13 protein-coding genes are annotated in these 14,646 nt (G+C 60.5%); 8 read left to right on the plus strand and 5 right to left on the minus strand.

All coding sequences use genetic code 11. The features are described 5' to 3' along the window. On the minus strand, positions 1 to 401 hold a 401-nt coding region (locus BN1800_RS37070; protein ID WP_087005547.1), incomplete at its 3' end, for a Pycsar system effector family protein. A gap of 115 nt (positions 402 to 516) precedes the next feature. Here BN1800_RS37070 and BN1800_RS37075 point away from each other — a divergent pair. From BN1800_RS37075 to BN1800_RS37095, 5 genes are all read left to right on the plus strand, one after another. Then, a complete protein-coding gene (locus BN1800_RS37075; RefSeq protein WP_087005550.1) occupies positions 517 to 4,167 on the plus strand; it encodes a FecR domain-containing protein in 3,651 nt (1,216 codons plus the stop codon). Then, the gene (locus BN1800_RS37080; RefSeq protein ID WP_087005553.1) at positions 4,167 to 6,149 is read left to right on the plus strand and encodes an adenylate/guanylate cyclase domain-containing protein; all 1,983 of its coding nucleotides are present in this window, start codon (positions 4,167 to 4,169) and stop codon (positions 6,147 to 6,149) included. The genes BN1800_RS37075 and BN1800_RS37080 overlap by 1 nt, the downstream gene beginning before the upstream one ends. A gap of 75 nt (positions 6,150 to 6,224) precedes the next feature. Next, positions 6,225 to 6,926, plus strand: coding sequence for a fumarylacetoacetate hydrolase family protein (locus BN1800_RS37085; RefSeq protein ID WP_087005556.1), 702 nt, complete (start codon positions 6,225 to 6,227; stop codon positions 6,924 to 6,926). Positions 6,927 to 6,936: 10 nt separating this feature from the next. Further along, on the plus strand, positions 6,937 to 7,467 hold the full coding sequence (locus tag BN1800_RS37090; RefSeq protein WP_087005559.1) for a gamma carbonic anhydrase family protein: 531 nt from the start codon (positions 6,937 to 6,939) through the stop codon (positions 7,465 to 7,467). Positions 7,468 to 7,557: 90 nt separating this feature from the next. Next, a protein-coding gene (locus BN1800_RS37095; protein WP_087005562.1) for an IS630 family transposase occupies positions 7,558 to 8,506 on the plus strand; the annotation gives its coding sequence in 2 pieces (ribosomal slippage) (positions 7,558 to 7,893 and positions 7,895 to 8,506; 948 coding nt in all). Between the two features lie 26 nt (positions 8,507 to 8,532). Here the strand turns inward: BN1800_RS37095 and BN1800_RS37100 are convergent. The 3 genes from BN1800_RS37100 to BN1800_RS37110 are packed head-to-tail and all read right to left on the minus strand — an operon-like array spanning position 8,533 to position 10,596. Further along, complete coding sequence (locus tag BN1800_RS37100) at positions 8,533 to 8,931, minus strand: Fur family transcriptional regulator (RefSeq protein WP_027513248.1); 399 nt, start codon at positions 8,929 to 8,931, stop codon at positions 8,533 to 8,535. Beyond that, positions 8,928 to 9,740, minus strand: coding sequence for a zinc ABC transporter permease subunit ZnuB (gene znuB, locus BN1800_RS37105; protein ID WP_027513249.1), 813 nt, complete (start codon positions 9,738 to 9,740; stop codon positions 8,928 to 8,930). The genes BN1800_RS37100 and znuB overlap by 4 nt, the downstream gene beginning before the upstream one ends. Continuing rightward, entirely contained in the window at positions 9,733 to 10,596 is an 864-nt protein-coding gene (locus BN1800_RS37110) for an ATP-binding cassette domain-containing protein (RefSeq protein WP_179213999.1), read from the minus strand. The genes znuB and BN1800_RS37110 overlap by 8 nt, the downstream gene beginning before the upstream one ends. A 95-nt stretch (positions 10,597 to 10,691) precedes the next feature. Here BN1800_RS37110 and BN1800_RS37115 point away from each other — a divergent pair, with 95 nt between their 5' ends. After that, on the plus strand, positions 10,692 to 11,699 hold the full coding sequence (locus BN1800_RS37115; RefSeq protein ID WP_087005569.1) for a zinc ABC transporter substrate-binding protein: 1,008 nt from the start codon (positions 10,692 to 10,694) through the stop codon (positions 11,697 to 11,699). 76 nt (positions 11,700 to 11,775) lie between these two features. Beyond that, complete coding sequence (zigA, locus tag BN1800_RS37120; protein ID WP_087005572.1) at positions 11,776 to 12,981, plus strand: zinc metallochaperone GTPase ZigA; 1,206 nt, start codon at positions 11,776 to 11,778, stop codon at positions 12,979 to 12,981. A gap of 234 nt (positions 12,982 to 13,215) precedes the next feature. On the opposite strand, the gene BN1800_RS37130 is transcribed toward zigA, so the two are convergent. After that, the gene (locus BN1800_RS37130) at positions 13,216 to 13,953 is read right to left on the minus strand and encodes an adenylate/guanylate cyclase domain-containing protein (RefSeq protein WP_179213998.1); all 738 of its coding nucleotides are present in this window, start codon (positions 13,951 to 13,953) and stop codon (positions 13,216 to 13,218) included. 225 nt (positions 13,954 to 14,178) lie between these two features. Here BN1800_RS37130 and BN1800_RS37135 point away from each other — a divergent pair. Further along, positions 14,179 to 14,646, plus strand: a 468-nt coding sequence (locus BN1800_RS37135) for a glutathione S-transferase family protein (protein ID WP_087005579.1), incomplete at its 3' end; no start/stop codon positions are given.

Below are 14,646 nucleotides of genomic sequence, written 5' to 3' on the forward strand. Positions count from 1 at the left end.
ACCTCGTCCCGGCGCTGCGCGGCATCCCAGAAGCGATGGCGGTGCTTGCCCCAGGAACCCCAGAAAAGCGAGGTCGATTTGTTCACGTGGCGCGGCAGCACCACGAGGATGGCCGATATGATCGAAAACACCGAGGCTGCGGCAAGCAAGCCTGAGAAAAGCATACTTTGCGGGGAACCTTCAACATAGCGCGTCAAGGTAAACACGCTGCGCACCTCGCTGGAGCTCACCAAGAAGGCGAGCATGAAAGTAAAGATATAGGCAGCCTTCTGGTCGGAAATCTTGATTTGGTCGTAAAAAATATCGTTGATCTTCTTTATGTGATCGAAATATTCGGTCCCGATATCCTCGGTCGAAGGCCCACTCCTCATCAGTTCGGCCGCACTTTCAAAATCCGTCACGTTCTCAACTCCAGCCCCAAAGTGTTTCTCTGATATTACACTTCACAGACAAAGCAATAGTGCGGATACGGCACGGCTTGACTTTTCAACTTCATATAGACACACGCTTTTAGACATGAGGGGTCGATTCATCAATTTAATGTCCGCCGTTGCGGCGTTGGCTGTCGCGGCGCACTGTCTTGCGCGGCCGGCAGCCGCTGAACCAATACAGCGCGCGGCACCGGCCGCAGGTTCCGTCATCGACCGCAAGCTCGGCGAGGAGGTCCGCTTCGTCGACCTGTCGAACTGGCAGAATATCGACCTGCACCAAAATCTGTTGGGCGGCGACGTGCTGCGCACCAATGCCACCGGCCAGCTCGCGATCCTTTTCGCCGACCGCACCCAGGTGCGCCTCGGCCGGAACTCGTCGCTGCAGGTCAAGCAGATGGCACCGGCAGGCGATACGATCCTCAACCTCCAGTCCGGCACGATGTGGGCCCGCGCCCAGCGCGGCGGCCAGGGGCTGACGGTCGAGACCCCGGCGGCGGCGGCCGCTATCCGCGGCACCGATTGGACGCTTACGGTCAAGGGCGACCAGACCTCATTGATCGTGCTGGAAGGCCGCGTAGAGCTGAAGAACGAACACGGCAACGTCGAAGTGGCGCAGGGCGAAGCGGCCGTCGCCACCATCGGCCAGGCGCCGCGCAAGCTCGTCATCGTCACACCCGACGACCGGGAACAGATGCTGTTCTACCTGACGCTGCGCGGCGGCTTCACTTTCATGCCCGCCTCGCCCCTTCCGGTACAGAAGATGCGCAGCGAACGCAGCCGCATCGAAGTCAAGGTATCCCAGAGCCGAACTGCGGAAGACTGGCTGACGCTTGCCGAGGTGCAACTCTCGCTCGACGGCCGGCAGAAGGCATTGGAATCGCTGGCGAATGCCCGTGCCTTCAAGCTTTCCACAGCCCAGCGCGCCCGCGCCGATCTGATCGAAGCCCTGATCGCCGGCGCCGAGAAGCGCTACGACGAGGCGGCGAAATTATTCTCGCGCGCCGAACGGTCGCTCGATCCGCAGCGCCGCAGCATCGCGGCCTATGGCGGCTACTATTCGCGTTCGCTGCGCGATCCGAACCATGTCGAAAAACCGCCGGCAAATGTTGCCGGCCCCTACGCCACCGTGATGAAGGCCTACACGGCCGGTTTCCTGGAGGATATTCCGGCAGCAATCGCGACAATGAAGCAGGCGGAAGCGCGATATCCGAACGATTCCACCCTGCCTGCCTTGCGCGCACAACTCGCGATGCTGATCAACGACCGCATTCAAATGAGAGAGGCGATCGAACGCTCGCTTTCGATCGACCCGACCGACCCCAACGGGCTGGAAGCCCGCGCCCGCATGCGCGCCGATTATGAGGGCGATCTCGATGGCGCGCTGGAGGACCTGAATGCCGCGATCAAGGTCGCGCCGGGCTCATCCATGGCCTGGAACGACCTCGGCCTGCTCCAGGATGCCCGCGGCGCGGCGCGCGAAGCGGAAGCCGCACTCAAGAAGTCCATCGAGCTGGATCCCGACGATCCGGTTGGCCATGCAAATCTCGCGATCCTTTATCTCGACCAGTCGCGGATGAACGAGGCGAAGCGCGAGATCGACCTGGCCTTGGCGGCCGATCCGGCCTTCAGCATCGCCATCCTGGCACGCGGCCGCTACTATCTGCAGACGGGCGAGATGGACAAGGCGGTCGACGACCTGCTCGCCTCCTCGACTGCCAACCCGGGCTATTCGCAGGCTCAGCTGATGCTCGCCGCCGGACACTACGAGAAGGGCGACCGCGACCCGTCCAACCAGGCGCTCGACAACGCCGACCGGCTGGACAAGAACGATCCTTCTATCGCTGCATTCCGCGCAGCCGTCGCAATCGACGACTATGATTCCGACGGTGCGATGAAAAGCGCCCGCGAATACCTCAAGCGGTCGCGTGCGCGAGGCGGATACTATGCTTCGCTTGGGGCCAATCAAAACGGTGGCTCGACGCTCAATGCGGCTTTCCGCCTACAGGGTTTGGACGCCTGGGGGCAATATTACGGTGATGCAGTCTTCGATCCTTTTTCGGGCAGCAGTTATTTCGATCAGACGTTTCGCGGAAGTGTCAATCCGCTCGCCAATTCATTTCTTTTTGGCGGGAACGTGGTCACCAACAGCGCGAATGCATCATCCTACTCATCCTTCATTCAAGGATTGTTGTTTGATCCCCATATGCTTTCAGGTCGTTCCCGCTCAGCAAATCTCGCTCGGCGGCCTTTCCTAGAGGGTTCAATCGGCGCCGGAACAACGCTAACACAAGAAAATGGGGGATTGTTGGGTGAAGCCGAAATCCAGGGCTTTTCCAATGAACCTCGACCAGTGAGCTTTTTCGCAAATTTCCAATGGGAAAAGGCCTCTGACACGACACGCGAATACAATAATGGCACCCTTGATTTAAATTCCGATACCAAGCTGGTCACCGGCAATGGCTACGTGACGGCCTCGTTAACTCCGGACGATCGTTTCGTCGCTTTCGTCAATCATTCAGATTCAAAATACGATCTCGACATTCCATCCACAGCATTTCTGCCGCTGGTGCCAGGCCTCTACTATGGGCTTGATAACAAATTCACCATTGCAGGAGTCGGCTTAAGTCACACGTTCGGATATCGAAACGTATTAAATTCAGCTTTCTTCTATTCGTCGATTGATTCTTCGATGGATCAAAACATTTTCGTTCCGAGACCACTAGTTCCCGGTTTATTCTCAAGCCTGATACACACGAAGCAGGAAAATTACGTTGCCGCGATAAATCACACCTACGGAATCGATGATCTGACCTGGCGCTATGGTGCCGAAGGAGGATGGATCAACACAGAGACGACCACGGGCATTTCATTCGTTGGTATCCCTCTCGGTGAGTTCAAGGAACATACCGGCACTCGCTATGGCAAGGTGTACGTCGATCTCCTCCATGAGATGACGCCGGATTTGAAGGCGGAATACGGGCTCTTCGGCACCTTTTACCAGGGCGATGAGGTGGATATTGACCGTTTCGAACCTCGTGTAGGCATCGCATGGTCGCCGGCGGAAGGCCAGTGGCTGCGAGCCGGCTATTTGCGGCAGGGCACGAACGGCACCACACCAACCCTTGCTCCAGTTGGCATCGTTGGCCTGCAGCCCAACACATTCGGCATCGATCTTTCAGGGTATGCGGACACGTTCACTATTCGATGGGATGCGGAATGGAATGATTGGCTGTTTACGGCCGTTGACTTCCAACATCAGGAGTTTCGTGATCTCTCAGTCAATGACATTATTGTGCTGGATGATTTTGACTCGCGGAAGGCCCGCGTTAATCGCGCCTCGTTTACGGCAAACGTTGCTCTGGGATATGGGTTTGGCTTGGCTGGGACATACGCCCTCAGCGATTCCGAAGATGAGGACCCGTCAAGCTTCGGTTATGGTCGAGAATTGCCATTTCTTCCAAAGCACTCCGGCCAAATTGCCCTCACGTGGGTGAATGAAGCCAATGTGAAAGCTACTCTTGCAGCCAACTATGTCGGCGAGCGGCATGGCAATCAAACCGCTGAGGTCCTGGATGATTACTGGACGCTCGATGGAAACCTTGTGTGGGAGCCGCTTGACAAGCGGTTCGCACTCGAAGCCGCTGCATACAATCTGCTTGATGAGGATTTTGAGGTCGCCCCGGGCTTCAACGGCTGGGGCCGCGTGTTCAAAGGCACGCTTCAAGTTCGCTTCTGATGATTGCGGCGGGCGGATCGAAGCATAAAGCATATCCACCCGGTTGGCCGTTCAGCAGCCGGCCGGTGCGGCTGGCGGTGCTGGTGCTGGGGACACTGGTTGCCATTTCGCTGCTTTCGCGTCTGCCCGCATGGTCGCTGCTGGAACTGCGAAGCTTCGATTACCTCTCCACGGTCGACGATCCGCTGCCGCCTGCGGATGCGCCGGTGATCGTGGCGATCGACGAGCCGTCTCTGGCTGAGATCAATGAGCAATGGCCCTGGCCGCGCAGCCTGCATGCCCGGCTGGTTCGGCAACTGCGCGCGGCCGGCGCCAAGGCGATCGGCCTTGATATCATCATGGCCGAACAGTCTTCGCGAGAAAACGACGCAGCCATCACCGCGGCCGTCGGCCCGGATGTCGTGCTGGCCGGCGACGAAACGCTGATCCAGACGCCGCAGGCTGACCAGCTGATCCGCGCCACGCCGATGCCGCAACTGACTGCGGCTGGCGCGAGAACGGGCATCGCCTCGATCAACCTTGGCGGCGACGGTGTCTTTCGCAATATCCCCTCCTATCAGGACGGCTTTGCCATCACCCTTGCGCAGGCAGCCGGGAGAGCCCCGCGCCGCCTGCCCGCCAATGCACTGATTCAGTCTTTCGGACCATCGCGCAGTTATCCGACGGTCTCCTATTATCAGGCGCTGGACCCAGGAAACTTTCTGCCGCAGGATTTCTTCAAGGACCGCGTGGTGCTTGTCGGGCTCAGCCTGCAGAACGCGCCGGAAATCGACAAAGGCGGCGCCGATGCCTTTGCAACGCCTTACACGGTCCATACCGGCAGACTGGTCGCCGGCGTCGAAATACAGGCGACGATTTACGACAATATCGTGCATGGCTATGCGATCGAGCTGGCGCGCTTTCCGGTGGTTGCCTTCGCCATCCTGATTGCCGCCATCCTCGCTGCCGCGACCGTCTGGAAATCCACGGGCTGGCCGACATTTGCCGCTGCAGTTGTGTTCATCGGCGTGGCTGTGGCGCTGAGCTATGCCGGCATCCGTTTCGGCAATCTGTTCGTCGCGCCGCTCGGTCCGACCGTAGCCTTCGTCTCGGTCGCCTTCGGACAAGGCGTGTTCGATTTTGCCGAGGAGCGCCGCAAGAAGAAGCAGATCACTCTCGCTTTCTCGCAATACATCTCGCCCGATCTTGTCAAGCGGCTTTCGGTGGACCCTTCGCAGCTGAAGCTCGGCGGCGAGCGGCGCACCCTTTCCGTCCTGTTTTCGGACGTGCGTGGTTTCACGACGATCGCCGAGACGCTGAAGGACGATCCGGAGCAGCTGACAAGACTCATCAATCGCCTGCTGACGCCGCTTTCTGATGTTGTGATGGATCACGGCGGGACGATCGATAAATATATGGGCGACTGCATCATGGCTTTCTGGAACGCGCCGCTCGACGACCCGGACCATGCCCTGCATGCCGTCGCCTCCGCACTCGCGATGCAGGAGGCGATCGCGGTCCTGAACAGGCAACTCGAGAAAGAGTCCCGGATAAACGGAACGCCGCTGCATACGCTGAAAATGGGCGTCGGCATCAATACCGGCGAATGCGTCGTCGGCAACATGGGTTCGAACAGGCGTTTCGACTATTCCTGCCTCGGGGACGCGGTCAATCTCGCGTCGCGGCTGGAAGGTGCCTCGAAGAACTACGGGGTTGCTTTGCTTCTCGGCGAAGAGACGGCAAGGCTTGTGGAGGGCACCTATACTATCGCCGAGCTGGACCGTGTCTTGGTCAAGGGCAAGACCCTTTCCACCCCGGTCTTCACAGTGCTGCATCATGCGGATGCCGCGGCGCTGGCAGCACATCGGGCCTTCGTGGAAATGAAATATGCTGGCAAGCTTTCGCCGGATGATCCCGTTTTTGAGACGATGCCGCAGATGATCCCCGAACTTGCGGCCTATTATGCGATCGTTTGCGGCGATGTCTCGGGCACGGAAGGATAATCGTCCCGTTGCGCTTTCCCCGGCTGCGATTTTCCGTTTAAGATCGCGGGACTCGATAACAACAAGAGCATTTTCATGTCCACAGCAGATCCCGCCACCGTCATCCCTCTTCCGCAGCAAGTCCTGCTTCCCATCGAGGGCAGCAACGAGCTTTTTCCGGTGCGCCGGGTCTATTGCGTCGGGCGCAATTATGCCGACCATGCGATCGAGATGGGGCATGATCCGAGCCGCGAGCCGCCGTTTTTCTTCCAGAAGAACGCCGACAACCTGCTGCCGCCCGGCAAGCCGTTTCCCTATCCGCCGCTGTCGAACGATGTTCATTACGAGGCCGAATGCGTGATCGCGCTGAAATCCGGGGGCGCAAACATTCCCCTCGAAAAGGCGCTCGACTGCATCTACGGCTATGCCGCCGGCATCGATTTCACCCGCCGTGATCTGCAGGCCGAGGCAAAGAAGCTCGGCCGCCCCTGGGAAGCGGCGAAGGCGTTCGAATATTCGGCCCCCGTTTCGGCAATCGTGCCCGCAAGCCGCCTCGGCCATCCGGAGGCGGGCCGCATCTGGCTCGACCATAATGACAAGCGCGTTCAGGACGGCGACCTCAGCCAGATGATCTGGAAGATGCCGGAGATCATTGCCGAGCTTTCCAAGCTGTTCATCCTGGCGCCCGGCGATGTCATCATGACCGGCACGCCGGCAGGTGTCGGCGCCGTCAAGAGAGGCGACCGCGTCGAATGCGGCATCGACGGGATTGCAACACTAACCGTCACCGTCGCCTGAGGAGGTCGCCGTGCCCGTCTACGCACTTGGAGGATTGTCGCCGAAACTGCCGGCGAGCGGGCTCTACTGGATTGCGCCGGATGCGCAGGTGATCGGGCAGACGGAGCTCGGCGAAGGCGTCGGCATCTGGTTCGGCGCGGTGCTGCGCGGGGACAACGAGCCGGTCACCGTCGGCAGGAACACCAATATTCAGGAGGGCGCCATGCTGCATACCGATCCGGGCTTTCCGGTGACGATCGGCGAAGGCTGCACGATCGGCCACCATGCGATCGTCCACGGCTGCACCATCGGCAACAATTCGTTGATCGGCATGGGGGCAACCGTGCTCAACGGTGCAAGGATCGGCAGCAACTGCCTCGTCGGCGCCAATGCGCTGGTGACGGAAGGCAAGGAATTTCCGGATGGCTCGCTGATCGTCGGCGCGCCTGCCCGCGCGATCCGGACGCTGGACGAAAAGGCAATCGATGGACTGAAGCGCTCGGCCGAAAAATACGTCGCCAACTGGCAGCGTTTTGCCCGCGACCTCAAGCGGATCGACTAGAGCGGTTCATTGCTTTTCGGAATCGTGGCGGGATTCCCAAATCAGCAGAATTGTGATTCATCATGGATGCTGGAATGGAGGCCAGCATCCATGACGCGACCCTATTCGAATGATCTTCGTGAACGCGTAGTGGCTGCAGTTGCGGCCGGTCAGAGCTGCCGAGTGGTGGCGGCGCGGTTCGACATTGCCGTCTCCTCTGTGGTGAAGTGGTCGCAGCGCCATCGGGCAACCGGCAGCGTCTCGCCCGGCAAGATGGGCGGCCATCGCCGGCGGGTGCTGGAGCCGCATCGTGCCTTCATTATCGAGCGTATCGATCAGACCTCGCACCTGACGCTGCATCGGCTGAAGGACGAGCTGGCCGCCCGCGGTGTGACCGTTTCCCACAATGCCATCTGGCAGTTCATGCGCCGTGAAGGCCTGAGCTTCAAAAAAAACGCTATTCGCCCTTGAGCAGGGCCGTGCCGACATTGCCCGGCGCAGAGCCCGCTGGAAAGCTTGGCAAGGCCGCTTCGATCCGAAGCGGCTCGTCTTTATCGACGAAACTTGGATCCGCACCAACATGGCGCCGTTACGTGGCTGGGGGCCGAGGGGCAAGAGGCTGCGCGGCTTTGCCCCGCATGGGCGCTGGCGCACGCTCACCTTCCTCGGCGCCTTGCGCTGCGACCGGCTGACTGCGCCCTGCGTCTTCGATGGCCCAATCAATGGCGAGTGCTTCGACGCTTATGTTCGCCAACAGTTGATCCCGACCCTCAAGCCTGGCGACATCGTTATCCTCGACAATCTCGGCTCCCACAAAGCCAAGGCCGTCCGCCATGCCATCAGGGCGGCCGGCGCCAGACTATGGTTCCTGCCGAAATACTCCCCCGACCTCAATCCGATCGAGCAGGCCTTCGCCAAGATCAAGCACTGGATGCGTCAGGCCCAAAAGCAAACCGTCGAGGACACCTGGCGCCATCTCGGATACCTCGCCGGCACCATCGAGCCAGACGAATGCGCAAACTATTTCACAAACGCAGGCTACGCTTCCGTCAAAACATGAAAGGCTCTAGCTCCCCTGGAATTGCGCTAGGCGGCGCAGCGCTCGCAGAGGCCGCGGATTTCGATCGTCGTCTTCTCGGCCTTGAACTTCTTGCCGCGCGTCCAGTCCATCAGCCGGTGATCGACCTCGTGGTCGTGGAATTCCATGACTTGGCCGCAGCTTTCGCAGATGGCGAAGGCAACGGAGCCGTGGCTGTGGCAGTTCTCGTTCGGATGGGCGCAGACGACGAAAGAATTGATGCTCTCCAGCCGGTGCACGACGCCATATTCGAGCAGCTTCTCCAGCGCCCGATAGACCTGCAGCGGCGCGCGGAAACCGTGGTCGCGCAGCTTGTCGAGGATCGTATAGGCGCTGAGCGGCCCGTCGGCCTTTTCCAGCACATCGAAGACCAGCGCCTGGTTCTTGGTCAGTTGCGGTGCGTTCATGAGCCTTGTCCTTGCGGTTCTTTGCGCCCCAGCCGCGGCAGCAGGCTGAGGATGAAGAGTATGAGTGCGGCAACAACGATCGACGGGCCTGATGGCGTGTCGTAGGTGAGCGAACCGAACAGGCCGCCGACGACGGCGACTGCGCCGATCAGCGATGCGAGAACGGCCATGATCTCGGGGGTCGGTGAGAAACGGCGGGCCGCGGCAGCCGGGATGATTAGCAGCGAGGTGATCAGCATGATGCCGACGATCTTCATGGCGATGGCGATGACGACCGCCATCAGGAGCATGAAGAAGAGCCGCGCCCGCTCCGGCTGCAGCCCCTCGGCCTCGGCGAGTTCCGGATTGACGGTCGAGGCCAGCAGCGGCCGCCACAGCCAGGCGATCGCCGCAACGACGAAGAGGCCGCCGCCCCAAATCAGCGCGATGTCGGTCTTCGAGACGGCAAGGATATCGCCGAAGAGGAAGGCGATGAGATCGATCCGCACCCAGCTCATGAAGGCGACCATCACGAGGCCGATCGCGAGCGTGGCATGCGACAGGATGCCGAGTAGAGCGTCGGCAGACAGCGCCTGACGCTTCTGCAAGAAGAGCAGCAGGACCGAGACTGTTGCCGCGACGGCGAAGACCGCCAGCGTCAGGTTGAACTCGAAGAGCAGCGACAGTGCGACGCCGAGCAGTGCCGAATGGGCGATCGTATCGCCGAAATAGGCCATGCGCCGCCAGATGATGAAGCAGCCGAGCGGCCCGGTGGTCAGCGCCAGGCCAACGCCGGCGAGGATCGCGCGGACGAAGAAATCGTCAAGCATGACGCTCTCCCGCATGATGATGGTGGCTGTGCTCCGGATCGTCGTGATCGTGGTGGTGGCCGTCCTCGGGGTAGCAGTGATCGGTCACCGAACCATCCGAATGCAGCACGCGGCCGTCCGGCAGGTGCGTATGGTCATGGTGGTGGCTGTAGACGGCGAGCGTCTTTGCCGCGCGGCTGCCGAAGAGACGCACATATTCCGGGCTCTGGCTGACCGTCTCCGGCGTGCCGCGGCAGCAGACATGGCCGTTGAGGCAGATGACCGTGTCGGTCTCTGCCATGACGACGTGCAGGTCGTGCGAGATCAGAAGGATGCCGCAGCCTGTGGAGTTGCGGATCTGCTTGATGAGATCGTAAAGCGCAAGCTCGCCGGAGAAATCAACGCCCTGCACCGGTTCGTCGAGCACCAGCAGATCGGGTTTGCGAGCAAAGGCGCGCGCCATAAGCGCCCGCTGGAACTCGCCGCCGGAAAGGTGCTGCACCTCGGCATCCGGCATATGAGCCATGCCGGCGGCTTCGAGGGCTGCCATCATCTCGCGTTCGGAAAGCGGGCCAGTCAGCGTCATGAGGCGCCGGACGGTAAGCGGCAGCGTCCAGTCGATCGCAAGCTTCTGTGGCACGTAGCCGACTTTGAGGCCGCTTGCGCGCTCCACCCTGCCCTCGTCGGGCTTCAGCACGCCGATCGCCGCCTTCGCACTCGTCGATTTTCCGGATCCGTTCGGACCGATCAGCGTCACGATCTCGCCGGGTGAAATCGAAAAGTCCACACCGCGAACGAGCCAGCGGCCGTCGCGCCGGACGCCCACATTGTGAAGGGAAACCAGCGGCTTTGAGGCAGGGTTTGCGGGAGATAACATCATTTTTCCGACAGTGCTGTTGCGTCCTGCTATCGCACACGTTATAGCATTACGCAATTGATGTAATAACATTACAACTGCAATTCAAGCGGAGCATGAACATGAAACTGGGCCTTTCCCTCGCGATCCCGGCAATCCTGCTGGCCGGGGCATCCAAGGCGGCTGATGCGCCGGCCGTCGTGACCTCGATCAAGCCAATCCATTCGCTGGTTTCGGCAATCATGCAGGGCGCCGGCACGCCGGAACTGATCGTCGATGGCGCAGCCTCCCCGCATACCTATAATCTCAAGCCGTCGGATGCGAGCGCGCTGCAGAATGCCAAGGTGATCTTCTGGGTCGGTCCCGGCCTCGAAGCCTTTCTCGAAAAGCCGCTGGAATCGCTGGGCTCCGGTGCCACCATCGCCGAACTGGAGGATGCACCCGGGCTCGTGAAGCTGAAGTTCCGTGAAGGCGGCGCGTTCGAACCGCATGATGACGGCGACGAGGCGGAAGCCGGACACGAGCACGAAGAGGCCGGCCACGAGGAGGCGGGGCACGATCACGATGCGCATGCGGAAGGCGAGCATGATGACGGTCACGGCGAATTCGATACGCATCTCTGGCTCAACCCAATGAATGCAAAGGCCCTGGCCGCTGAAATCACCACGACGCTGGTGGCGGCCGATCCCGCCAATGCGCTAACCTACCAGGCCAATGCCAAGGCGCTCGACGAGAAGATCGATGCGCTCGACAAGGAAATTACCGGCATCGTGGCGCCCGTGAAGGACAAGCCCTTCATCGTCTTCCACGACGCCTACCAGTATTTCGAGCACCGCTATGCCGTCCGTGTTGCCGGCTCGATCACGGTCAGCCCGGAAACGATGCCCGGCGCCGAGCGCATTTCGGAGATTCACAAGAAGGTCGGCGATCTCGGCGCCACCTGCGTCTTCGCCGAGCCGCAGTTCGAGCCACGCCTGGTCAATGTCGTCATCGAGGGCACCGATGCGAAAGCCGGCGTTCTCGACCCGGAAGCGGCAACGCTGGAGGCCGGTCCCGATCTCTATTTTACGCTGATGCGCGGCATCGCCAACAGCATGAAGGATTGCCTTTCGCGTGAAAGCTGAGACCAAACGGGCGGGCCTCGGCTCGCCTTTTTCAGATATCGCGATGTAATGTTATACCATTTCTATGGAGAAAACGATGGATAAGAGACTTCCCGTCACAGTGCTGTCCGGCTTCCTCGGAGCGGGAAAGACGACGCTGCTCAACCATGTGCTCGGCAACCGCGAAGGCCTGCGCGTTGCGGTAATCGTCAACGACATGAGCGAGGTGAATATCGACGCAGCGCTGGTGCGGGACGGCGGAGCGAACCTCTCGCGCACCGAAGAGCAGCTTGTCGAAATGACCAACGGTTGCATCTGCTGCACCCTGCGCGACGATCTCCTGAAGGAGGTCAGGCAGCTTGCCGGCCAAGGACGGTTCGACTACCTGCTCATCGAATCGACCGGGATTGCCGAGCCCCTGCCCGTCGCGACCACCTTCGAATTCCGCGACGAGGATGGTGCAAGCCTTTCGGATGTCGCCCGGCTCGACACGATGGTGACGGTGGTCGACGCCGCCAATCTCCTGGCTGACTATGCCTCCACCGATTTCCTCGCCGACCGCGGCGAGACGGCGGGCGACGGCGACAACCGCACCATCGTCGATCTGCTTGTCGAACAGATCGAATTTGCCGATATCGTCGTGCTGAACAAGGTCGAAACGGCAACGCTTGAACAGCGCGAAGCGGCACGCAAGATCGTCGCCGGGCTCAATCCAGATGCGAAGCTGATCGAGACAGATTTCGGCCGCGTTCCGTTGAAGGATGTGCTGGGAACCGGCCGTTTCGATATCGACAAGGCCGAAACCCATCCGCTCTGGTACAAGGAGTTGCACGGCTTCAAGGACCATGTGCCGGAAACCGAGGAATATGGCATCACCTCTTTCGTCTATCGCGAAAGGCGGCCGTTCGACCCGATGAAGCTGCAGGCCTTTCTCGACCGGACATGGCCGGGCGTCATCCGCGCAAAAGGCTTCTTCTGGCTGGCGACGCGGCCTCATTATGTCGGGGAGATCAGCCAGGCGGGCGCGATCGTCAGGACCGGCAAAATGGGGCTTTGGTGGTCAGCCGTTCCGAAGGAGCAGTGGCCGCGCGAACCGGGTTTTGAGAAGGCGATCGGCCCCTATCTCGACCCCGTCTGGGGCGACCGCAGGCAGGAGCTCGTCTTCATCGGCGCCGATCCGATGGACGAGGACTGGATCCGAAGCGAACTCGATGCCTGTCTGATCAGATCGGAGAACTTCACGCCCGAGAAATGGCGAAACCTGCCGGACCCCTTCGCAAGCTGGGCGCTGCGTGCCGCATGAGAGCAGCAGCAATCAAGCCGTTCCGTTGCGTTTGCGAGGAATGCGAACCGCTGCCGCCGATCGAGGGGCTGAGCGAGCCGCTTGATAACGAGGCTGCGTCCCGCGGAGGCTCGCCAAAGGAGGCTTGGCTATCTGTAGCGCAAAAAGATGCCTCGGAAACGGAAGGCCGGCTAAGCGCGTCACGGTCCCGGCCCTTAAATGCGCGGCATTCAAACGACCCGACATCGACGGTGCTCAGATCGAGTAAAGCTCAATCGGCGTCTCAAAGCCCTTCAGGTGGTATGCCCGGCCTTCGCTTTCAGCCGTTTGGCTCTGCGCCCGTTCGCAAACGGCCTTGGTGACGAGAATCCGTCCGGCGTCAGCAACCGACTGCGCGCGAGCGGCAGTATTCACAACCGTTCCAATCGCAGTGAGGTCGCGATGCGATCGGCCGAACTCTCCGAAGCTGGCATCGCCCGAATCGATGCCGATACCGATGCCGAGTTCGCTTCCGTCCAGGCCAGCGCCTTCAGCCACGTGACGTTCACGACGCAACCGGCAGCGGCGCTGAATCTCCCGCGCGGCGCGCACGGCGCGTTCGGCGTGGTCCTGGCGGCGGATCGGAAAGTTGAATATTGCCATGATGGCGTCCCCGACCGTCTTGTTGAGAAGGCCGTCGTATTCCCAAATGGCTGTGGCACATTCATCGTAGAAATCATCCAGCAGCGACGAGACGGCATCGGCCGAAAGCGACTGCGAAAGCGTCGTATAGCCTCTCAGGTCTGCGAAAAGCACGGACACATCCACCGTGATCTTGCGGGCTTTCATGACGCGCGTGAACATGAGTTCGCAAACCGTGCAGGTGTTCGGGTTCATCCGGCTCGGGCGGATGCCGAAGGCACGGAAGGGAATGGAAGCCGGTCCGCGCAGAGGCACCGGCAGACGCATCTGCTCCCAGCAGCCCTTGCAAATTCTGGATTGAGAAACCGACATGTTGCCGCCCTGTTTGCGTGCCGTTCTGCGACTTTCGCACATCCGCGCCAGAAAATCTCCAGAAAAGCCTGCAGTTGCTTAGCAACTAGGACCGCATCCCTTTCCACGATCTGCGACAATACAAACTGGAGAAATTCATCGGATGAAGCGACGATCGCAGACATGGAGTGTCGGAATTTCGTTTTGCCAGTCGTCTTCAAGATAGACAAGCTACGGAGAACAGAAATGACGATCACGATTACCGCCTTTGAACGGTCGCCCGATCGCGGCAATGGTCTGGCGCGTGACATGCGCGTTCGCTGGGCGCTCGAAGAAGTAGGCCAGCCTTACGAGGTTCGTCTTATTTCGTTCAAAGCGATGAAGGAACCCGCGCATCTCGCGCTTCAACCTTTCGGGCAGATTCCAACCTACGAAGAAGGCGACCTCGCCCTGTTCGAGTCGGGGGCGATCGTGCTCCATATCGCTGAGCGCCATGCCGGCCTGTTGCCAGACGATGCGAATGCCCGGGCGCGCGCGATCACATGGATGTTTGCCGCGCTCGACACGCTGGAGCCGCCGATCTTCGACCGCGCCCTCGCCAATATCCTCGAGCGTGACGAGCCTTGGTACGCGCAACGCCTTCGTTTCCTCGAGGACAGCATCCGGAAACGACTGGGCAGCCTTTCCAGTCGGCTCGGCGATGGTGACTGGCTC

This window comes from Rhizobium sullae, assembly GCF_900169785.1.
Classification (GTDB): domain Bacteria; phylum Pseudomonadota; class Alphaproteobacteria; order Rhizobiales; family Rhizobiaceae; genus Rhizobium; species Rhizobium sullae.

What these genes read in the sequence shown, in the direction of transcription:
- BN1800_RS37075 (WP_087005550.1), top strand. Translation starts at nt 517, where the DNA reads ATGAGGGGTCGATTCATCAATTTAATGTCCGCCGTTGCGGCGTTGGCT.
- BN1800_RS37110 (WP_179213999.1), bottom strand. Translation starts at nt 10,596, where the DNA reads ATGTTATCTCCCGCAAACCCTGCCTCAAAGCCGCTGGTTTCCCTTCAC.
- BN1800_RS37080 (WP_087005553.1), top strand. Translation starts at nt 4,167, where the DNA reads ATGATTGCGGCGGGCGGATCGAAGCATAAAGCATATCCACCCGGTTGG.
- BN1800_RS37115 (WP_087005569.1), top strand. Translation starts at nt 10,692, where the DNA reads ATGAACATGAAACTGGGCCTTTCCCTCGCGATCCCGGCAATCCTGCTG.
- zigA (WP_087005572.1), top strand. Translation starts at nt 11,776, where the DNA reads ATGGATAAGAGACTTCCCGTCACAGTGCTGTCCGGCTTCCTCGGAGCG.
- BN1800_RS37100 (WP_027513248.1), bottom strand. Translation starts at nt 8,931, where the DNA reads ATGAACGCACCGCAACTGACCAAGAACCAGGCGCTGGTCTTCGATGTG.
- BN1800_RS37130 (WP_179213998.1), bottom strand. Translation starts at nt 13,953, where the DNA reads ATGTCGGTTTCTCAATCCAGAATTTGCAAGGGCTGCTGGGAGCAGATG.
- BN1800_RS37085 (WP_087005556.1), top strand. Translation starts at nt 6,225, where the DNA reads ATGTCCACAGCAGATCCCGCCACCGTCATCCCTCTTCCGCAGCAAGTC.
- znuB (WP_027513249.1), bottom strand. Translation starts at nt 9,740, where the DNA reads ATGCTTGACGATTTCTTCGTCCGCGCGATCCTCGCCGGCGTTGGCCTG.